The organism is Neorhizobium sp. SHOUNA12A (genome assembly GCF_023006505.1).
GTDB lineage: Bacteria > Pseudomonadota > Alphaproteobacteria > Rhizobiales > Rhizobiaceae > Neorhizobium.
On record NZ_JALBGV010000047.1, the window covers coordinates 26309 to 46082 of the forward strand.

General features: G+C 60.6%; 18 protein-coding genes and 1 pseudogene. 11 read left to right on the forward strand and 8 right to left on the reverse strand.

The window, feature by feature from the left end:
- The first annotated feature begins 162 nt into the window (after positions 1-162).
- Positions 163-1560 (forward strand): Do family serine endopeptidase, encoded by a 1398-nt coding sequence (locus MOV63_RS20115; RefSeq protein ID WP_247036222.1) that lies wholly within the window; start codon positions 163-165, stop codon positions 1558-1560.
- Between the two features lie 188 nt (positions 1561-1748).
- On the opposite strand, the gene MOV63_RS20120 is transcribed toward MOV63_RS20115, so the two are convergent.
- From MOV63_RS20120 to rocF, 5 genes are all read right to left on the reverse strand, one after another.
- Positions 1749-1967: a hypothetical protein gene (locus MOV63_RS20120; protein ID WP_247036224.1), complete on the reverse strand. Its 219-nt coding sequence runs from the start codon at positions 1965-1967 to the stop codon at positions 1749-1751.
- A 629-nt stretch (positions 1968-2596) separates the two neighbouring features.
- A complete protein-coding gene (locus tag MOV63_RS20130; protein WP_040125040.1) occupies positions 2597-3088 on the reverse strand; it encodes a DUF4142 domain-containing protein in 492 nt (163 codons plus the stop codon).
- 265 nt (positions 3089-3353) lie between these two features.
- On the reverse strand, positions 3354-3557 hold the full coding sequence (locus MOV63_RS20135) for a cold-shock protein (RefSeq protein WP_040125038.1): 204 nt from the start codon (positions 3555-3557) through the stop codon (positions 3354-3356).
- A gap of 116 nt (positions 3558-3673) precedes the next feature.
- Positions 3674-4738 (reverse strand): ornithine cyclodeaminase, encoded by a 1065-nt coding sequence (locus tag MOV63_RS20140; RefSeq protein ID WP_040125036.1) that lies wholly within the window; start codon positions 4736-4738, stop codon positions 3674-3676.
- Positions 4738-5658, reverse strand: a complete 921-nt coding sequence (rocF, locus tag MOV63_RS20145) for an arginase (RefSeq protein WP_247036226.1) — start codon at positions 5656-5658, stop codon at positions 4738-4740. Before rocF ends, MOV63_RS20140 begins: the two co-directional genes overlap by 1 nt.
- A 116-nt stretch (positions 5659-5774) precedes the next feature.
- Between rocF and MOV63_RS20150 the strand changes: the two genes are divergently transcribed.
- A complete protein-coding gene (locus MOV63_RS20150) occupies positions 5775-6212 on the forward strand; it encodes an Lrp/AsnC family transcriptional regulator (protein WP_040125033.1) in 438 nt (145 codons plus the stop codon).
- Between the two features lie 27 nt (positions 6213-6239).
- Here MOV63_RS20150 and MOV63_RS20155 read toward each other — a convergent pair.
- Together MOV63_RS20155 and MOV63_RS20160 are read right to left on the reverse strand one after the other, a co-directional pair.
- Positions 6240-6464 (reverse strand): annotated as a pseudogene (locus tag MOV63_RS20155) (ABC transporter permease subunit); the annotation flags it as partial.
- 250 nt (positions 6465-6714) lie between these two features.
- Positions 6715-7857 (reverse strand): mandelate racemase/muconate lactonizing enzyme family protein, encoded by a 1143-nt coding sequence (locus MOV63_RS20160; protein WP_247036228.1) that lies wholly within the window; start codon positions 7855-7857, stop codon positions 6715-6717.
- 61 nt (positions 7858-7918) lie between these two features.
- On the opposite strand from MOV63_RS20160, the gene MOV63_RS20165 reads away from it, so the two are divergent.
- The 7 genes from MOV63_RS20165 (at position 7919) to panB (ending at position 14688) form a co-directional block, all read left to right on the forward strand.
- Positions 7919-8614, forward strand: a complete 696-nt coding sequence (locus MOV63_RS20165; RefSeq protein ID WP_040125015.1) for a GntR family transcriptional regulator — start codon at positions 7919-7921, stop codon at positions 8612-8614.
- A 106-nt stretch (positions 8615-8720) separates the two neighbouring features.
- Positions 8721-9959: a sugar ABC transporter substrate-binding protein gene (locus MOV63_RS20170; protein WP_247036230.1), complete on the forward strand. Its 1239-nt coding sequence runs from the start codon at positions 8721-8723 to the stop codon at positions 9957-9959.
- A gap of 74 nt (positions 9960-10033) precedes the next feature.
- On the forward strand, positions 10034-10939 hold the full coding sequence (locus MOV63_RS20175) for a carbohydrate ABC transporter permease (RefSeq protein ID WP_244447568.1): 906 nt from the start codon (positions 10034-10036) through the stop codon (positions 10937-10939).
- Positions 10936-11787, forward strand: a complete 852-nt coding sequence (locus MOV63_RS20180) for a carbohydrate ABC transporter permease (protein WP_405029357.1) — start codon at positions 10936-10938, stop codon at positions 11785-11787. Before MOV63_RS20175 ends, MOV63_RS20180 begins: the two co-directional genes overlap by 4 nt.
- A gap of 10 nt (positions 11788-11797) precedes the next feature.
- On the forward strand, positions 11798-12907 hold the full coding sequence (locus MOV63_RS20185; protein WP_051900515.1) for an ABC transporter ATP-binding protein: 1110 nt from the start codon (positions 11798-11800) through the stop codon (positions 12905-12907).
- Between the two features lie 87 nt (positions 12908-12994).
- The gene (gene panC / locus MOV63_RS20190; RefSeq protein ID WP_247036232.1) at positions 12995-13870 is read left to right on the forward strand and encodes a pantoate--beta-alanine ligase; all 876 of its coding nucleotides are present in this window, start codon (positions 12995-12997) and stop codon (positions 13868-13870) included.
- On the forward strand, positions 13867-14688 hold the full coding sequence (panB, locus tag MOV63_RS20195) for a 3-methyl-2-oxobutanoate hydroxymethyltransferase (protein WP_247036234.1): 822 nt from the start codon (positions 13867-13869) through the stop codon (positions 14686-14688). Before panC ends, panB begins: the two co-directional genes overlap by 4 nt.
- 52 nt (positions 14689-14740) lie before the next feature.
- On the opposite strand, the gene MOV63_RS20200 is transcribed toward panB, so the two are convergent.
- Positions 14741-15874, reverse strand: a complete 1134-nt coding sequence (locus MOV63_RS20200) for an FAD-binding oxidoreductase (protein ID WP_247036236.1) — start codon at positions 15872-15874, stop codon at positions 14741-14743.
- A gap of 214 nt (positions 15875-16088) precedes the next feature.
- On the opposite strand from MOV63_RS20200, the gene MOV63_RS20205 reads away from it, so the two are divergent.
- Both MOV63_RS20205 and MOV63_RS20210 read left to right on the forward strand, forming a co-directional pair.
- Positions 16089-18173: a hydantoinase/oxoprolinase family protein gene (locus MOV63_RS20205; protein WP_247036238.1), complete on the forward strand. Its 2085-nt coding sequence runs from the start codon at positions 16089-16091 to the stop codon at positions 18171-18173.
- A gap of 6 nt (positions 18174-18179) precedes the next feature.
- The coding region (locus tag MOV63_RS20210; RefSeq protein ID WP_247036240.1) for a hydantoinase B/oxoprolinase family protein at positions 18180-19774 on the forward strand (1595 nt) is incomplete at its 3' end.

A 19774-nucleotide genomic window follows, 5' to 3' on the forward strand; every position in this document is an offset into this window, starting at 1 on the left:
GGTTTGATAAGGCCTTTCGGATCAATACCGGACAGGTTTGAAGCATGGGCCAGCGTTTGGAGCGCGGCAGCCGCGAATTCGATGCTTGAATAATAGCGGAAGCAGTCGGGGAAACTTTAACCGGTTGCGCCATCGAAATTATTGAAACGGGAGTGATAAACCATGTTTCCAGGTTCGAAAAAGCGAATATATGTCAGCATGATTGCTGGCATTCTGATGCTCTCGGCCGCCGGTATTGCTCCGGTCGCAGCGCAGGAAATCCCCAACGACTTCACCGCTATCGTACGCCAGAAGATACCGGCCGTAGTCGCAATCACGACCAGGCAGATTATCGAAGATCAGCCAACGAACGATTTCCTCAGTCCTCTCGATGGCCGCGGCTCCGCACCGATCCAGCCACAGGTGCGAGAGGCCCTTGGCTCCGGTTTTGTGATCAGCAAGGATGGCTATATCGTCACGAACAACCATGTTGTTGCTGATGCCAATGAAATTCATGTCGTCTTCACCGATAAGCGCACTGCGCCCGCTCGGCTCGTCGGTCATGATTCGGCAACCGATATTGCGGTGCTGAAAATAGATCCGCGGCCCGATATGGCGGCGACCGTCTGGGGTGACTCGGACGCCTTGCAGCCGGGTGCGTGGACCATCGCGATCGGCAGCCCCTTCGGGCTCGGGGGAACCGTCACTGTCGGAGTGCTTTCTGCTCGTTCGCGCGACATTCAAGCCGGCCCTTATGACGACTTTCTTCAGACTGACGCCTCAGTCAACCAGGGCAATTCCGGCGGCCCCCTGTTCAATGCGCGGGGCGAAGTGATCGGCGTCAATACCGCCATTGTCTCGCCATCGGGCGGCAGCATCGGCATTGGTTTCGCAGTACCATCCCGCACCGCCCGGCCCGTCGTCGAGCAGTTGATCCGGACGGGCCGGATCGAGCGCGGCTTTATCGGGGTGCATCTCCAGGAGGTCACCCCATCGATTGCCCGGGCGCTCGGAATACCGGACAGCAAGGGGGCGTTGGTCGCTTCCGTCGATCCGGGCAGCCCCGCTGGAAAGGCAGACGTACAGTCGGGTGATGTGATCACGCGTTTTAACGACAGGGATATCCAGAGCCCCCGTGACCTGACGCTTGCAGTGACGAACCAAAAGCCGGGGACGACAGCAACGCTCGCCAGTAACCGTGGCGGTTCCGCGCAGGAGGTCACTGTAACCATTGGCGAGCGCACCGATAACGAGACACCGACGAGTGCCATTGCGCCAACGCCGGAAGCGGGCGGCCAGCTTGGACTATCGCTCGGCCCTATCCCGGAGGAAGCGCTTCAGCAGCTAGGTGTCCCGCCGGGCACCACCGGAGTGTTTGTGCAAGACGTGGCACCTGATAGTCTCGCCGCTGACAACGGTCTTGAGGCCGGCGATGTGATCGTGTCGGCCAACAACCAGAGCGTAACCCAACCATCCGATATCGAAGAGCAGTGGGCGAAGTCCCGTCAGCAGAACAAACCCATACTGTTTCGCATCAGCAGGCAAGGGCAATTCCTTTTTGTTGCCGTGGCCCGATCGTGATCTTAAAGGCAAGCCATTTGTCCCCTATCGGCAAAGCTGTGATAGGCCGGCGCCCTCGTTCTGCCAACGTCTTGACGATGCCAGCGCCAATCCCGCAGCTTCCTCTCGTTACCAGTGTCTGCATTTGTGTGAGAGCCGGCATGACAGATCTCCTGGACGATCAGCCAAAATCGACGGGCGTCTGACGATCAAGGCTCTTCATCATCGATCTCCAGCAGATCGACCAGCTCCGCTACCTTTCCCGTTGGCAGTTTTCGTCCTTCGTTCATCAGCGCTTCGTCAGCATTCACCCAAGCCCAAGCTTCGGCCAGATCGCGAACAGAAGCCCCTGTCGCCAGGATATCGGCAACCAAGGTTTCGTCGACGGGTCCGAGAACGGCGATTACGTTTTCAGAAGATAGATCCATGGAACTGCCTCCTTTCGGCTTCCTCCGGGAAAATAGCGGCCAAAACTGCAGATCAACCGGCTTCCTACGGAATTGTGATCTCCAACGTGAACGGCATCAGGATCAGCGTTCGATAGCGACGTGAAGAATGATGCCCGAACGCTTAGTCTGGAACATCCCCGACTCCGATATGTTTTATCGGAAGTGACACAAAGGAGGGACAGATGCTCTCCGTTGAGACAACGGTTTTCGATCGGGCCAAGCGGATATGCGTAATGTGTGCCATCGGGCTTCTGCCGGCATCGGCTTTTGCCCAGGCACCCGCCAAACACCCGGATCGCTGCCAGGCGCCGGATCGGCAGCAGAACCAGAATATGACGACGACAGAAGACAATTCACGACCGGCAAACAAATCCGGCACAGAAAAATTGTCGGACTGCAATGGCGTTTTAAAGCCACCTTCGACGGGCGATAGCGATTTCGTCGAGCCGGCCCCGCCGGTCGGCAATACACCTGTAATCCGGCCGGATGAGGTCCCGCAAAGGCAGCGGTAAGCATGGCTGACTGGAGTTGGCGATGAGTTCCGGCGATAAGAAAGCCGCGTCGGACGTTCCTCCAGCAAGCCGAAGTGATCCCGAGCAGCCATGCGATCATTGCCCGCTCAGCGAACGGGCAAGTTGTAGGTGCTGTTGCAACGTCGGCAACATTTTCTTTGCAAGTTCCGGCACCGGCCTGCCACCCTCACCGGCCTTTTCCTTGAATTCGGAAATATCTTTCTCGTGGGTCGAGACGATATAGTTCACGAACTCCTTATCGAATTCGGGGCCACTTAGGCTTTGAAGCTTTTCGATCTCGTTTTGCGCCTCGGTCGTTACAATGCCGGTTATCTTTACATCAAGATCCGTGGCGAGAGCCGTAGCATCGTCCTTGGCTCTGCGATGGTCGTCGATCAATGTCTGGGCGAATGAGCGTACACCGTCGCTGCCGCCCTTTTTCGTAGCAAGGTCACCGAGTCTGATTTCAGAATTGTCGGTTTTGATCGCGTCGCTCAGAAATTCCTTATCGCTCTTGGCCATGGCGGCGACCGCCGTCGTACAGCCGATCGCTAATATCAGGCCGGCAAACATGAATTTATATGGCATCGCTGCACCTCATGTTTCTTGACAAGGCACCACGCCCCTTAACTCAATTGAGAGAAGAGTTGTTCCGATCCGATTACATCATTGTGGAGGCCTGGCAGCCGAGGCGCTCATCTGGAGGCGACCGGAAAAACGATCGCGTTCCGATTTGAGTGCCCTGAAGACTATGCAAAGCGACATCGAGGTCACAGTCGCCCGATCCGGCAAGTGGTGAGCACGGTCTTGGAAACAGCGCTAGACGGATTTTAGGATGAGCGCGCGAGCTTGATCAAAGCGCGCTAACGTTTTCGGCTTTTGATTTTCCGGTCTTGCGGTCCTGGCCTATCTCGTAGCTTACCTTTTGTCCCTCTTTCAGAGAACCGCCCCGTTCCAGAGCAGAAACGTGCACAAATACATCCGCCCCTCCGTTCTCCGGAGTGATGAAGCCAAACCCCTTGTCGTCGTTGAAAAATTTGACAGTGCCAGTCGGCATGAGAACTCCTGATCGCTTGCGCGGCCGCTTGCCGCGGCGCAAATCTATAGCGCAATCGCCGAGCGATCAATGGGCGCAGGAGCTCTAAGCCGCAGAACCTGCCAACGCCCGGGAGGTCAGCAGGCGGAGGCGAGAAGCGCCTGGCGCCTAAGCAGCATCCCGAACAGATCGCGCGGCTCGTCCGGATCGGCGAGCAGATCGAGCTGGTTTATGGAAGTCGAGCCGCTCACCCGGTCGCGGACATAGCGGAGCGCGGAAAAATCCTCGATCGCGAAACCGACGCTATCGAACAGCGTGATCTGCTTTTCCGATGAGCGCCCCGGCTTTTCGCCGGTGATGACCTGCCAGAGTTCCGTCACCGGATGGTCGAATGAAAGCTGCTGGATTTCGCCCTCAACCCGTGTCTGTGGCGGAAACTCCACAAATATGTCCGCGCGAAGCAGGACGTCGCGGTGCATCTCCGTTTTCCCGGGGCAGTCGCCGCCGACACCGTTGATATGCACGCCGGGGCCGATCATGTTGTCGGTCAGGATCGTGGCATTGTGCTTGTCGGCGGTCGCGGTGGTGATGATGTCGGCTGTCTCGACGGCCTGCTCGGCGGAGGTACAGGCTTCGATGTCGAAGCCAAATCTCTCGAGATTGCGGCGGCATCGGGCGGTCGCACCGGGATCGATGTCGTAAAGCCGCAGCCTGTCGATACCGAGCAAGGATTTGAAGGCGAGCGCCTGGAACTCGCTCTGGGCGCCGTTGCCGATCAAGGCCATGGTGCGCGCCTCCTTGCGCGCCAGGTACTTTGCCGCGGTCGCCGAGGTGGCGGCGGTGCGCAGCGCCGTCAGGATAGTCATTTCCGATAAAAGCAGGGGATAACCGCTGTCGACATCGGAAAGAACCCCGAAGGCCGTGACCGTCTGGCGGCCGGAGCTCGTGTTCTTCGGGTGGCCGTTGACATATTTGAAGCCGTAGAGCGTTCCGTCGCTGGTCGGCATTAGCTCGATCACGCCGTCCCTCGAATGGGAGGCGACGCGCGGGATCTTGTCAAAACTTTCCCAGCGGCGAAAATCGTCTTCGATGTAACCCGCCAACTCGACCAGAAACCTTTCGACGCCGGTTGCGACGACGAGATCCATCATGTTCTCGACGCTGATGAACGGCACGATGTTCAAGTGGGCGGTTACGGGCATCAAAAACTCCTTGTCGGGCGGTCCATGACCTTGCGGCCCATCAGGCTGGCAGTGAGATCGACCAGCAGCGTTGCGGTGCGACCGCGCTCGTCGAGGAATGGGTTGAGTTCGACCAGGTCCAGGCTGGTGACCAGGCCGCTGTCGTGCAGCATCTCCATAACCAGATGCGCCTCGCGGAAGGTTGCGCCGCCTGGAACCGTCGTGCCGACCGCCGGAGCAAACGTGGGTTCAAGAAAGTCCACATCGAGGCTGACATGCAGCAAGCCGTTCGCCGCCGCGACCTTTTCAAGGAAAGCACGCAGCAGCGCCGCGACCCCATGTTCGTCGATCACGCGCATGTCGTGAACCGTCACCGCGCTCTGGCGCAGCGCCGCGCGCTCGGCCGGATCGACGCTGCGGATGCCGATCATGCAGACGCGGGCCAGATCGACGGGATGCGAGAGTTTCGGCAGATAACCTTCGAAACCCGGCTGACCAGTGAAGTAAGCGACGGGCACGCCATGCAGGTTGCCGCTTGTCGTGGTGTCGAGCGTGTGGAAATCAGTGTGCGCATCGAGCCACAGAACGAAGAGCGGCCGATCGGCTTCGGCGGCCCGGCGGGCAAGGCCCGCCACTGTCCCGGCGGAGATGGCGTGATCGCCGCCCAGGAAAATTGGCATGCCTTCGCCGCTTTCGCGATAGGCGAGTTCCGTCAGCAGTTCGATCCAGGCGACAATCTGTGGCAGGCGTCGGATCGCGGCGTTCGGATGCGTGACATCGGACAGTTTCGAAATGCCGACATTGCCGAGGTCGGTCACCTCATGGCCAAGTTCCCTCAGCGCCGTTTCGAGACCGGCGGTCCTGAGCGCGCTTGGGCCCATTTCGCAGCCGAGTTGCACCGCGCCGTCCTGCAGGGGGATGCCAATGAGTTTGCAATGCATGTCTTGATCTCCGTTATGATGATTGGACCACGAAGGCGCGGCAGATTGAACAACTCAATTTGCCAAATTATTCGAATTGGCTTATCAAAATGGTATCTTCGATAGGCGCTTTGAGCATGGACGATTTTGACAGCAAACTTGTGACGCTATTGCGTCACAACGCAAGGCGGAGCATTTCCGACCTTGCGACGGATCTCGGGGCCTCGCGCGCCACCGTTCGTTCGCGCATGGAGAAGCTCGAAAAGGCCGGCAGCATTCTCGGCTACACTGTCATTTTGCGGGCGGACGCTGTCGAACTGCCGGTGCGCGGGATCATGATGGTGGAGATCGAGGGTAGGGCGGCGGACCAGGTCATCAAGGCGCTTGGAGGATTTCCGGAGATTTCGGAAATCCACACGACCAACGGTCGCTGGGATCTGATCGTTGAACTCGGTACCACGACATTGGCCGAATTCGACACCGTGCTGCGGCGGGTCCGTTTGGTGCCGGGGATTACGGCGACGGAAACCAGCCTCGTGCTCGCGACCCCCCGTAGCACCAAGGCCCGGTTATAGAAAAGGCCGCAGCACCGGACGCCGCGGCCTTCGGCCGACGCCGGTCACCTCCATGATGGTGATGATCGAGGCAAGCGACGTCGCCTTCACCATCGAGATCATCTCGTTGGAAGAACCGGGCAGGGCCTGGCGGATCGCGAGCGGCAGGGCAATGCGCCGGAAGGCGATGAAACGGGACATGCCGCAGGCGCGTGCCGGGTCGATCTGGCCGAACGGGACCGAGAGTTGCCCGCCGCGGATGATCTCGGGGGCATCACGAGATGGTCGATCCTACACTGCGCCGGCGTCGGGTGACCTTCATCCGCGTTGAAAGGATGCGGCGCAACTTCTCAGCAAGCGGATGCGATCCGGCCTCAAACCGCGCGACATCAGAGAGCGCGGCCCTCAGCGAAGCATCTTGTCCGCCGGCAATGATCAAGGCCACAATCTGGATGACGGTGGCAAACCTGATTGGGCAGGCGCCGTGCGTGCAACGTGAAGCTCGACGCGCCGTTGATGAGCGTCAAGCGAGGTATGGCAAACGAGGGTTTGTCGGGGCCGCACCAAGTTCCGATCGGTCGAGGCGCTTCGGGCGAGACCAATCCTTGCGGGCCGCTTCGCTGAGAACAAGTCCATGGCCCGGACGGTTTGGTGCGAATGCAAAACCGTCCTTGATCTCGACAGGCCGCTCCACCAGGTGATCGAAATTCTGGAACGAATATTCGAGCCATTCGACTTCCGGAAGTGCGACGGCCATGTGCACTCCGACTTCCAGGAACGTATTGCCCAGGCTGATCGGGACGCCAAGCTCGGCCGCAAGCCAACCGATCCGCATGACGTCTGTCACCTGGCCATGGACGTTCAGCAGATCGGTCCCGAAATTTTCCATAAGGATCCGTTTTCCCGTTGCGTCGAGATATTCTCCACTGTTGATCTGCGTCCAGTTGACCGCGTGACGGAGTGTCCGGAGCCCCTCGAAGTCATGGCGCAGAATTGGATCTTCAACCCATAACAGATCATGGCCGGCGTCGCGGATCGCCGTAAGCTTCACCAGGGCTTCCTTCGAATTCCAGGCCTCGTTGGGATCGATCATGATATGAGAACCGGCAGGCACGACTTCCTTCAACAAATCGAGACGACGCATATCCCGTTTGAAGTCCGGATGGCCCACCTTGATCTTGAACGCCGTGTATCCAAGGCTCGCGGCATGTGAGAACAGCGCGCAGAACGCTTCGTCGCCGAGGTGAAAGTCGAGACCGCTGGCATAGGCGCGAACACGGTCACGACGGCTGCCGAGCAGCGTGTGAAGCGGTAATCCGACTTCCTTTGCGGCAAGGTCCCACAACGCGACCTGCAGCGCCTCGTGAAATGGCAGCGAAAAGGCGCGCTGGTTGCCGCCCCGCGGGCGATGTACGCGATGGACTAACGCGATCGCTTCCTGGCCCTCGATGCCGGGCCAAACCTCGTTTGCAAAAACCGCCTCGATCTCGGCTTGATCCGGGAGGGGATGAAAGAGAGTCTGGATAAAGCCCAGCCCGATCTTTCCGCTTTCGCCCACAAGTTCGAGAGCAGCGACGTTGACGTCGTCGGCTCGGACCTGACTGTCTCCGATTACCCTGTCGCGGGCGAACTGAAATCGGGTTATACGGAATTCTGATAGGGGCATAACAGCGCTCTCTGATCGTTTTAATTTGTCAACTGATCTATCAATTGGTATTATCGGACGTATGAAAAAATCGCAAGCGCGTAAGGGAAGATCAGCCGGCGTCGAACCCGCCGCGCCGCGGCTCAGCGACGTCGCCTATGAGCGGATCCTCGAGAGTCTGTTCGAACGAAAGGTTCCTGTGGGCGCCTTCATCTCCCAGAGCGAGCTTTCGGAAATCGTCGGCGTGCCGGTCGCGCCGCTCCGCGACGCCCTGCGAATGCTTGAGGCCGAAGGCATTCTGACGATCCATCCGCGCTCCGGAATCCAGTTCGTTCGACCGGGTCTCGACCTGACGCGTGCGACATATCAGTTCCGCTCGATCATCGAGAGGTCGGCCGTGCGAGTCTTTGCCGAACAGGCCGAAGAGGAGTTGATGAACAGTCTGGAAGTCCGCCATTCCAGGCTTATGCGTAAACTGGAGAGAGATGGACTTACCGTCGATCATCTCGCGGAGATGGATCTCCTCGAGCTCGAGCTTCACGGCCAGATCGTCGCGGCACTGCGTAATCCGCTGATCGATACGGCCTATCGTAGAATGCACAACTACCTGCGTTTGCTGCGATTGGAACGGAAGGTCACGCCTCCGATCCTCATTCGGACATTGAAGGAACATCTGGATATTCTGGAGGCATGTTCCACCAGAGATGCCGATGCCGCAGAGAAGGCGCTTCAGGCGCATTTCCAGGCAGCGATTCATCGAAATATGGGACTGGTTTGACCGGAACCGCGCGTCCAGTCGTCTTGGCCTTGCCGAGCCTTCGAAAGATTGCTATTTCTATCTGATCGATCAGATTTGCAATCTGATATGTGGGAGGATGGATTAGATGCAGATCACCAAACGTGAGTTTCTCGCCGCGACGGCCGCCCTGGCGCTGGCCGGCAACATTCGCTCCGCCAATGCGGCGACCGCGATAAATTACTGGCACCATTTCACGAGCCAATCGGAGATGGCCGGCCTGTTGAAAATCATCGAGCTGTTCGGCAAAGCTCACCCGGGCGTCACGGTCACGCAGGAAAGCATCCCGAACTCTGAATATATGGCGAAGGTTTCGTCCGCGGTCGTGGCCGGCGGCCGGCCGGATACCGGTATGGTCATCGCGGAACGCTTCGCCGACCTGACGGCGATGGGCGCATTGACGGACATTACCAAGCGGGTGAGTGCATGGAAGGGCAAGGCCAATCTGCCGGAAAACCGGTGGACTGGCATGTCCCAAGGGGGCGCCGTATATGCCGTTCCAGCTTATGCCTTCGTCGACTGGATGTATTACCGAAAGGACTATTTTGAGGAAGCGGGCCTGGCGGGCCCGCCGAAGACCTTGGACGAGTTCATTACCGCCTGCAGGAAACTGACCAACCCCGCGAAAGGTCGCTACGCGTTCGGCATGCGAGGCGGCGCGGGAGCATTCAAATACGTCATCGACATGATGGAGTCCTTCGGCTCTCCGATCGTGAAGGACGGGCAGGCGGCGATCGACAAGGCAGCCGCAGTCGAGGCTATCAGCTTCTATTCGAGCCTCTTTCTCAAGGAGAAGGTCGTTCCACCAAGCGCGCCCAACGACAGCTATCGCCAGATCATGGAAGGATTCCGCACCGGTCAGACCGCCATGGTCTGGCATCATACGGGATCGCTGATCGAAATCTCCGCTGCTCTCAAAGCGGGCGAACAGTTCGCCACGGCTCCCATGCCGGCGGGGCCGAAGGCCCATATTGCGCGTGTTGCGTATGCCGGCAACGGCATCATGAAGGACGACAATATCGACGCTGCCTGGGACTGGATCAGTTTCTGGGGTGAGACGGACGCGGCAGTCGCCCTGCTGGAAGCAACGGGCTATTTCCCCGCGTCGACGGCGGCGCTTGAGGACAAGCGGATCAAGTCCAATCCGGTCTATCAGGCCGCTTCAAAAACACTCGAGTTCGGGCGGCTGCCCAACAGTTTCGTCGGCGCTGCAGGGTGGTCGGAAAATGTCGTCAATCCCGCCTTCCAGTCGGTTCTGACTGGGCAGTTGACACCCGTGCAGGCCGTTGAGCGCATGATCCAAGGGCTCGAAGCCGCGCTTCGTTAGTCAACCAGACGCGATGACCGTAACGTCGTCGCGTCCCAGAGGACGGCATGCGCCGCGATCACATGAAGTCAATCTTGCCACGCGGACCAATCACGCTGCTCGGAAACCTTTCCGAAACGCGGTATTGGGTCTACCTCCTGCTGTTTCCGAGCCTTGTCCTGCTTCTGCTGGTGGTCGCCTATCCGACGCTCTACGGCTTCGTCATCAGCGTGCGGGAAATGCGCCTCACCCGGCCCGGCCTTAACGGCTGGGTTGGGATGAAGCACTACGTCGCGATGATGTCGGATCGGGTCTTCTGGATCTCGTTGAAAAATACAGCGATCTGGGTGACGGCAGCTATCGCCATCGAAGTGACGCTCGGCTTCGTCGCGGCCGTGGCGCTCAACCGCAACCTTCCAGGTACGAAGTTATTCGGCGTGCTGATCCTGCTTCCCTATTTCCTGCCGAACGTGGTGGCCGGACATATGTGGGCTCTCTTGCTGGATCCACGGCTGGGCGTCATCAACGACCTGCTGGTAGGGATTGGGATATTGAGCACCTACAAGGCGTGGTTTGCCGATCCGGCCACCGCGTTGGCCGCGACTATTCTGGTCGAGGCGTGGCACGGTTTTCCGTTCTTCGCACTTCTGTTTCTCGCCGGATTGAAGGGCATCCCGGAGGACCTGTACAAAGCTGCGGCGGTCGATGGCGCAGGCCCCGTCCGTCAGTTTCGTCTGATCACGGTGCCCATGCTGAAGACGGTGATCGCCGCGGCCGTCATCCTGCGCGTGATCAGCCTCGTCAACTCGCCGGACCTGCTGCTCGTCTTGACCGGCGGAGGCCCCGGCAACGCCACGCAGGTCCTGTCGCTCTATGCGTTCCAGACTGCCTATCGCGAGTTCAATTTCGGGTATGCGGGCGCGCTTTCGGTCGTCATGTTCATCCTCCTCATGCTGTTTGCGACCATCTACATCAGGCTAACGCGCGTCACGAAGGAATGAGAATGCTCAAGACCAGCCGCAGCCGGCGCCTTGCGGGAGACATCCTGACCTATGCCGTGCTGACAACTCTGACGACGTTCTGCCTCGGGCCGATCCTCTGGATGTTTCTCACGTCCCTCAAGACGGAGGCGGACATCGTCACCTCGCATATGCAGTACATCCCCCGAACGGTCACCTTTCAAAACTATGTCGCCATCTGGACGCAATCGAACTTTCCGGTGCTGATTGCAAACAGCTTGGTGGTAACCACAATTACAGTGGTGATCTGCGTTCTGACCGGGACGCTCGCGGCTTATGCATTCGCGCGGCTGCCCTTCAAAGGCCGAGACAAAATCATGCTCGGCTACCTGCTGGTGCGGATGTTCCCGGCCGTTATGGTGATCATCCCGCTCTACGTCATGATGCGGACCGTGGGCCTGGTCGACAGCCGCTTCGGACTGGCGCTTGCCTATACCAGCTTCCTGTTGCCGCTGTTTGCCTGGATGCTCAAAGGCTTCTTCGATGCCGCGCCGAAAGAGCTGGAAAGCGCTGCTCGGATCGATGGCTCCACACGACTTGGAGCCATGGTGCGCATCGTCTTGCCATTGGCGCGAAATGGTCTCGTCGCCAGTTCGGTATTCATCGCGATCGCTGCGTGGAACGAGTTCATTTTTGCGCTCATGTTGACGACCGGGCAGGGTTCACGAACGTGGCCTGTCGGATTGCAACTGATGGTCGGCGAATTCCAGCTGCCGTGGGGAGTGCTGGCCGCCGGCGGCATACTCAGCATCCTGCCCGTGGTCGTCCTCTTCGCGATCGTTCAGCGCGCGATGGTCCAGGGTCTTACCGCAGGCGCGATCAAGGGTTGAGGAGAAAACGATGGCCACCCTTTCCATAAGCGGTATCCGCAAATCCTACGGGGCGCTCGATGTCCTCCACGGAATAGACGTCGATCTGGAAGACGGCGGCTTTCTGGTGCTGCTTGGACCCTCCGGATGCGGCAAGTCCACCTTGTTGAACATCATCGCCGGGCTCGACGAACCGTCGGCCGGGGATATCGCCATCGCGGGCCGGTCGGTCACGGCCCTGCCGCCGAAAGATCGGAACATCGCAATGGTGTTTCAGTCCTACGCGCTGTACCCGACGATGTCGGTCGAACGAAACATCGGCTTCGGGCTCGAAATGCGGGGCGTGCCCGAGCAAGAGCGCAAGGCGGAAATTCGCAAAGCGGCGGAGATGCTTCAGATCGGGCATCTTCTCGATCGCCTTCCCGCAAATTTGTCCGGCGGCCAGAGGCAACGTGTTGCCATGGGGCGCGCAATCGTGCGCAATCCCGATCTTTTTCTCTTCGACGAACCGCTCTCGAACCTGGACGCGAAACTGCGCGTCGAGATGAGAACCGAGATAAAACGTCTTCATGAACGTCTTGGCACCAGCATTGTCTACGTCACCCACGACCAGATCGAAGCGATGACGCTGGCGACGAAGGTGGCCGTAATGAAGGGCGGTTATGTTCAGCAGCTTGCCGATCCTCGAACCATCTACGAACGCCCAGCCAACATGTTCGTCGCAGGGTTCATCGGTTCTCCGGCAATGAACTTCATTCGGGGGAAACTTCTTTCGGATGCTGACGGAACCCGGTTCACGAGCGAGGGAGTGCTCGTCGCGCTCAGCGGTCCCGGGATCGCGAATGGAACGCGAGAGTGCGTGTTCGGCGTCAGACCGGAGGAGCTCAAGGTCGTCGAGACGGAGGACGCTTTTCTTGAGGGAGTGATCGACGTCGTGGAGCCGACGGGTCCAGACACCATGGTCACTGCCATTATCGGCAACCAGGCTGTCATAGCCAGAGCTGAACCGCGGTTCAAGGGTCGAAGAGGCGACCAAATTCGGTTCAAAGTCGATCCTTCAAGCATCAATCTTTTCGACGCCGAAACTGAGGTTAGAATAGATACTGGCGATGGGCCTCCAGTCCGTATCGCGTCGGTCTAATCGGTTTTATCGAAAGGCCTGCATTGACGTGTAGCCGCGCTTGCTCTCTCTATCCGCGCCGATGTGATCGTGGCCAGGGAGGGCAACATGCGGGTCCTATCGAGCATTGAGGCGCTGCGCGCGGCACTTGCCGCAGCCAAGGCGAAAGGCGGGACGGTCGGCTTCGTTCCGACCATGGGTTATCTCCATGCCGGACATATGGAACTTGTCGCGCGAGCCCGCGCTGAAAACGAAATCGTTGTCGCATCGATTTTCGTGAACCCGCTTCAGTTCGGTCCGACGGAAGACCTCAGTCGATATCCGCGCGACCTGGAGCGCGACAGGGCGATGCTGGAGGCAGCAGGCGTCGATATCCTGTTTGCGCCGGGCGTCGAGGATATGTACCCGCGGCCCATGAAGACGGTCGTTGATGTGCCGGAGCTTGGATGCGAGCTCGAAGGCGCGGTTCGACCCGGACATTTTGCCGGCGTGGCGACCGTCGTCAACAAGCTCTTCAATATCGTCCAGCCGAGGAACGCCTATTTCGGCGAAAAGGATTACCAGCAGGTCGTCATCATCAAACGGATGGTCGACGATCTTGCATTGCCGGTGCGCGTCGTTTCCGTGCCGACGGTTCGGGATGCGGATGGTCTCGCCCTGTCATCCCGCAACGTCTATCTCAGCGAGGAAGAAAGACACGCTGCGGTCGTCGTCCTTCGCGCCTTGGACGAGGCGGAGCGTCTCGTCGCTCAGGGTCTCACGGACCCGCAGGTCCTTGAAGAAAAGCTTGTCGGCTTCATCAGCCGCGAGCCGCTCGCAAAACCGGAAGTCGTCGCGGTCAGGGATGCCTCCACGTTGCAGGCTATCGCGAAGATCGAGGATCCGGTGGTTGTTGCGCTGTTCGTGCGGGTCGGCACGACCAAGCTTCTCGACAACCGGGTGATTGCGAAAAAAACGATGTCTGGGACAGGAGAAGCGCGATGAGTGCCGCGGGCTCCTTAAAGCGCCTGACGCCCAGTCGGATCCGGGCGATGAAGGGTGGAGCGCCGATCGTCTGCCTGACCGCCTACACAACGCCGATGGCGCGGCTGCTGGATGAACACTGCGATCTTCTGCTTGTCGGGGATTCGCTCGGCATGGTCCTCTACGGCATGGAGAGCACCGTTTCGGTGACGCTCGACATGATGATCGCGCACGGCAAGGCGGTGATGCGCGGTGTCACGAGATCCTGCGTGGTCGTCGACATGCCCTTTGGCAGTTATCAGGAAACCAGGGAATTGGCCTATCGCAATGCCGTGCGCATTCTGCAGGAAACCGGCTGCGACGCGGTCAAACTCGAAGGTGGTGAAGAGATGGCCGAGACCATCGCTTTCCTGACCGCTCGCGGCATCCCGGTCCTTGGCCACATCGGCCTGATGCCGCAGCAGGTTCATACCGCGGGCGGATACCGATCCGTCGGCCATTCGGACGAAGAAGTGGCGAAGATCCGGCGTGATGCCGAAGCCGTCGGCAACTCCGGAGCCTTTGCGGTCGTTATCGAGGGCACGGTCGAGACATTGGCTCGTGAGATGACGGCAGCTATCGCCGTTCCAACCATCGGAATCGGCGCATCGGTTGCTTGTGACGGCCAAATCCTCGTTTCGGACGACATGCTTGGGCTGTTCAACGACTTCACGCCGCGCTTCGTCAAGCGCTATGACGAGCTGGGCAAGAGGGTGGGAGCGGCCGCCGCAGCTTATGCGGGCGATGTTCGCTCCCGAGCGTTTCCCACGAAGGAGCATACGTTCAAGCGCCGGTCGTGATGGCACGCTTTGTTGAACTGGAGAGCAAGGGAGCGGAGACGTATGACGGTGGCTAACTTAGTTCCTGCCCCTCGTCCTGCCTGGAAAACCGTTCTATCCGGAAGTCATGGATGGGCGTCTCGGTCGCGCCGGTCGAGATCAATTCCGCCATCACGTCGCCGACACCGGGGCCGAGCTGGAAGCCGTGGCCGCAAAATCCGAAGGCATGGAACAGCCCCGGCGTCGTTGCCGATCGTCCCATGACGGGAAGGCCGTCGCCGACATAACCCTCGCAGCCGGACCAGGTGCGGATCACCGAGACATTGGCAAGCGCCGGCAGGATCGGCAGCAGGGCACGCAACTGGCCGGCAAGCCTGGCGGGGTCGGCCTTGGCATGGCCGGTATCGAGCGAAACATCGGTACGTTCCGCTCCGCCACCGAAGACGATGTTTCCGCGTTCCACCTGGCGCAGGTAACCACCGCCGTGGTCATGGGCCCAGACGCCGACGACCGGCAGGATGCGATGCGGCAGCGGCTCGGTCACTCCCATCTGCGGCCCCTTCGCCACGATCGGGACGGCTTCGCCGAACTGCGCGGAGATCCGGGCGCCCCAGGCGCCGGCGGTGTTGAGGAGGCAAGCAGCGGCATGGACGCCGTTCGAGGTCTCTACCTCGAAGCCAGAGGCGCTTCGCCGGATCGCTTTTACTTCCACGTTCTCGATGATCTCGGCACCGATACGTCTCGCGGCATCCGCGAAAGCAGGAGCGATCAGGCGCGGATTGCCGCTTCCATCCTCCGGGGAAAAGGATGCGGCGATCGCCTCGGGGCCGAGCCCCGGAAAACGGGCATGAAGCTCCGTCGCGGTAAGTTCCTCGAGGTTGAGACCCCAAGGTCTGGCGGCTGTCGCGAAACTGCGCATCTCCTCGAGACCCGCCTGGCTGAACACCAGACGGACATGGCCGGTCGCCCGAAACTCGACGTCCCGATCCAGCATCTCCGCAGCCTTGCCCCAAAGCGTCAGGGATCGCCGGGCGAGGGGAAGTTGCGGCAGGTAGCGGCCGCTGCGGCGGATATTGCCGAACGAGGCGACCGTCGCGCCGCTGCCGACCCGGTTCGGCTCGATGAGCGTCACGCGCAGGCCACGCCGGGCGAGAAAATAGGTCGATGCGGCCCCCATCAGGCCGCCACCCAGCACGATCACATCCATGAGGCCGTTTCCGCAATGTCCTTCATCTCCGCCACCATTCCGGTGCGGCCGGTCGGTGTCAAAGTCGAGGTTTTCATCATCCCATAAGCCGGACCTATGGGACGTCCTCGGCGAGGCATAAGCGGCACTTATGGGCAGCGGTTTTTTCGCTCTTGGACCGCCTTTGCCCATTCGTGCCAGCTTCATGACAAGCAGCAGGAAAGGATTGAGCGACATGGACAGTGCGGCCGCGCCAGGCAAAGGAACCAGCGATCAGCAGGACTGGAAGATCGGCGTCGACATCGGCGGGACCTTCATCGACTTCTGTGCCCTGGAAACGCGATCCGGCCGGGTTGCCTCGCTCAAGGTTCTGACGACACCGGACGATCCGGGTGCGGAGCTGATGACGGGACTGTCGCTTCTGGCCGAACGGGAAGGGCTCGAACCGGCAGCCGTCAGCCGTTTTGTCCACGGAACGACCGTCGGCATCAACACCGTGATCCAGCGTCGCGGCGTGTCGCTGGCGCTGATGACCAATGCCGGCTTCGAAGACGTCATCGAGCTGGCGCGGTTGCGGATGCCGGACGTCTATTCGCTGTTCTGCTCCCGGCCGGACCAGCTCATTGCCCGCGACATGATCTTCGGCATTCCCGCTCGCTTGCGGGCGGATGGCAGCGAGGTCGAGGCGCCGGATCTGGAGGCGGTCGCGGCAGCGGTCGCAAAGGCGAAGGCCAATGGCGCCGCCGGCATCATCGTCTCCTTCCTGCATTCGTGGCGCACCGACATCCATGAGGTGGCGGTCAGCCGGGAAATCGCCCGGGTCGCCCCGGAACTCTTCGTCTTCACGTCATCTGAGGTCTGGCCGGTCATCCGCGAATACGAGCGGACCACCACCGCTATCCTCAACGGTTACGTCCATCCGCGTGTCTCCGGCTATCTGACCGCACTCGAAGAAAAGCTGCTGTCGCGTGGCGTCACGGCACCGGCGCTGCTGACCAAGTCGAATGGTGGCGTGATGAATGCCGACGAAGGCAAACGGTCCTGCGTGCAGATGCTGTTGTCCGGCACGGCCTCCGGTGTCATAGGCGCCGCCTGGCTCGCCCGTCGTGCCGGCGAAAAGCATATCCTCACCCTCGATATCGGCGGCACCTCGGCCGACTTTGCACTGATCATCGACGGCGAACCGCAATTCGGCACCGGCGAACTGGTCGGCGAGTTCCCGCTGCATATTCCGTCCGTCTCGGTCAGCTCGATCGGCATCGGCGGCGGTTCTATCGCCAGCGTCGATGCGCAGGGCGTGTTGCGGGTCGGACCGGAATCGGCCGGCTCGACACCCGGGCCTGCCTGTTACGGACGCGGCGGAGAACAGACGACCGTGACCGATGCCATGGCCGTCTGCGGCTGGCTCGGTCACAGCCAGATGGCCTACGGGCAGCTACAGATCGACGTCGGGCTTGCCCGCGCGGCCGTCACGCGGCTCGCTGAAAAGATCGGCCGGACCGCGGAGGAGGCCGCCCAGGCCATCCTCGACGTCGCCATCTCGGAAATGTTCGTGGAGGTCGAGAAACTCGCATCGCGCGCCGGCGTCGATCTCAGGGAATTCACGCTGATGCCGTTCGGCGGCGGCGGCCCGATGCTCGGCGCGTTCCTCGCCCGCGAATTTCGTATGGCGAAGGTGATCGGCGCACCGCGCCCGGGTGTCGTCTCGGCGCTCGGGGGCCTGGTGGCAGATCTGCGCGGCGACTTCATCCGCACCGTGTTTACCCATCTCTCTGACCAGGCGGCACCGCAAATGCGCGAGGCGCTGGACGCGCTTGCCGTCGAGGGGCGCAACTGGCTCGCCAAGCAGGGGCATGCCGGCGCCGCGACGCTCAATGTCTCCGCCGACATGCGTTATGTCGGCCAAAGCTTCGAGATCGAAGTGCCGATCCAGCCAGCCTGGATCGCCGATGGCAAGCTCGGTTCGATCGAGGAAGCCTTCCATGCCATGCATGCCCGGCTCTACGACTTCCATGATCCGGACGGAGCGATCGAGATCGTCAACCTGCGTCTCTCGGCAATCGGGGCCGGCCCGGCACTGGAAATCCCCGTCAATGCCCAAGAGGACGGTGGGGCGGTGAACCCCGAGCGCGAGATCCCGGTCTTTACTGGCAAGAGCTTCGAGTGGATCGGCCTCTATCGGCGTGATCGCCTGCGTCCCGGCAGCCGCTTCGCCGGCCCGGCGGTCGTTGCCCAGGAAGATACGACCTTTGCAATCCCGAGCGGCACACATGTCGAGGTCGATCGTCACTTGAACCTGCATCTCACCTTTTCGGAGTAATGGCCCATGTTCGATCCCTTGAACCTTCAGGTGTTTGCCAATCACACCCGCGCTGCTGCCGAAAACATGGCTTATACGCTGCAGCGGACCGCGCATTCCGCCTTCGTCAAGGAGACGGAAGACTTCACGGTCATGCTGGTCAATCGCAGAGGCGAGACGTTCGGCGTGCCGATGGGATTGGGCGCGACCTGGTATCCGGGTCTCACCTATAGCCGCGCGATCGCGATGATCGACGACTACAAGCCCGGCGACGTGGCATTCACCAACGATCCCTATTCCTGCTTCGTGGCGACGCACGCGCCGGACACCCATCTGTGGAAACCGGTCTTCTACGATGGCGAGATCATCGCCTGGACCGGCGGTCATATCCACAACACCGACATGGGCGGCGCGGTGCCGGCCTCCCTGTCGCGAGCATTGACGGAAATCCATCAGGAGGGCATCCGCTTCCCGCCGATGAAACTGGTCAACGAAGGAGTTTTCGACGAAGACATTCTGAAGATCATGACCACCAATGTCCGCAAGCCCGATCTCAATATCGGCGACATGAAAGCCCTGGTTGGGGCGCTCAACACGGGCGAGCGCAAGATCCTCGCCATGGTCGAGAAATTCGGCATTGAAGCCTTTCTCGAAGGCACCGAGGTCCTGCTCGAACACGCCGAAGCGCAGGCGCGTGATCTTCTGCGCTCGATGCCGGACGGGACCTGGGAATTCGTCGACTATGCCGACGAGGATTCGGTCGAAGCCAACCCGTGCCGCCTGAAGCTGACGCTGACGATCCGGGGCGACGAGGCAATCCTCGATTTCACCGGTTCCGACCCGCAGCTCGGCTCTTCGCTCAATGTCCCCTCGGGCGGCGATCCGCGCCATACGATGCTTCTGGTCGGCGTCTATTACGTACTTTACACGTTGAACCCGAAGATCCTCCTCAATACCGGGCTGACGAGACCGTTCACCTGCATCACGCCGAAGGGCAGCGTGCTCAACCCGATCGCGCCGGCTGCCGTCGGCATGCGCTCGCTGACCTGCGCGCGGCTGCGCTCCGTCATATTCGGCGCCTTCTGCCAGGCCGTGCCTGAAAAGCTGCCGGCAGCACCGGCAGGCAACAACTGCATCGTCAACGTCATGACGACCGACGAACGGAACGGCCGCACCGTGATCGCCGCGGTCAATCCGGTGGTCGGCGGCGGCGGCGGCATGCCCCACCGCGATGGCACCAACGGCTCCGGCGCCGATGCCGCCTATCTCAAAAATACTCCGATCGAGATCACCGAGACGGAAGTGCCGATCGAGTTCGTCAAATATGGCCTGGCAAAGGACAGTGGCGGCGCCGGACGCTGGCGTGGTGGGTTAGCGACCGAAATGGCCTTCCGGGTTTTCTCGCCTGGCAGCCGTATCACCGCCCGGAACCGCGACCGCAGCTTCTTCCGCCCCTGGGGCACACTGGGCGGCAGGGCCGCCGGTCTGTCCGACATGGTTCTGAACCCGGGCCGTGACGACTTCCAGCGGCTCGGCAATATCGATACCGCGGTTCTGCAGCCAGGCGACGTCCTGGAGATCCGCTCAGCCGGCGGCGGCGGGCGCGGCAACCCCGTCGAGCG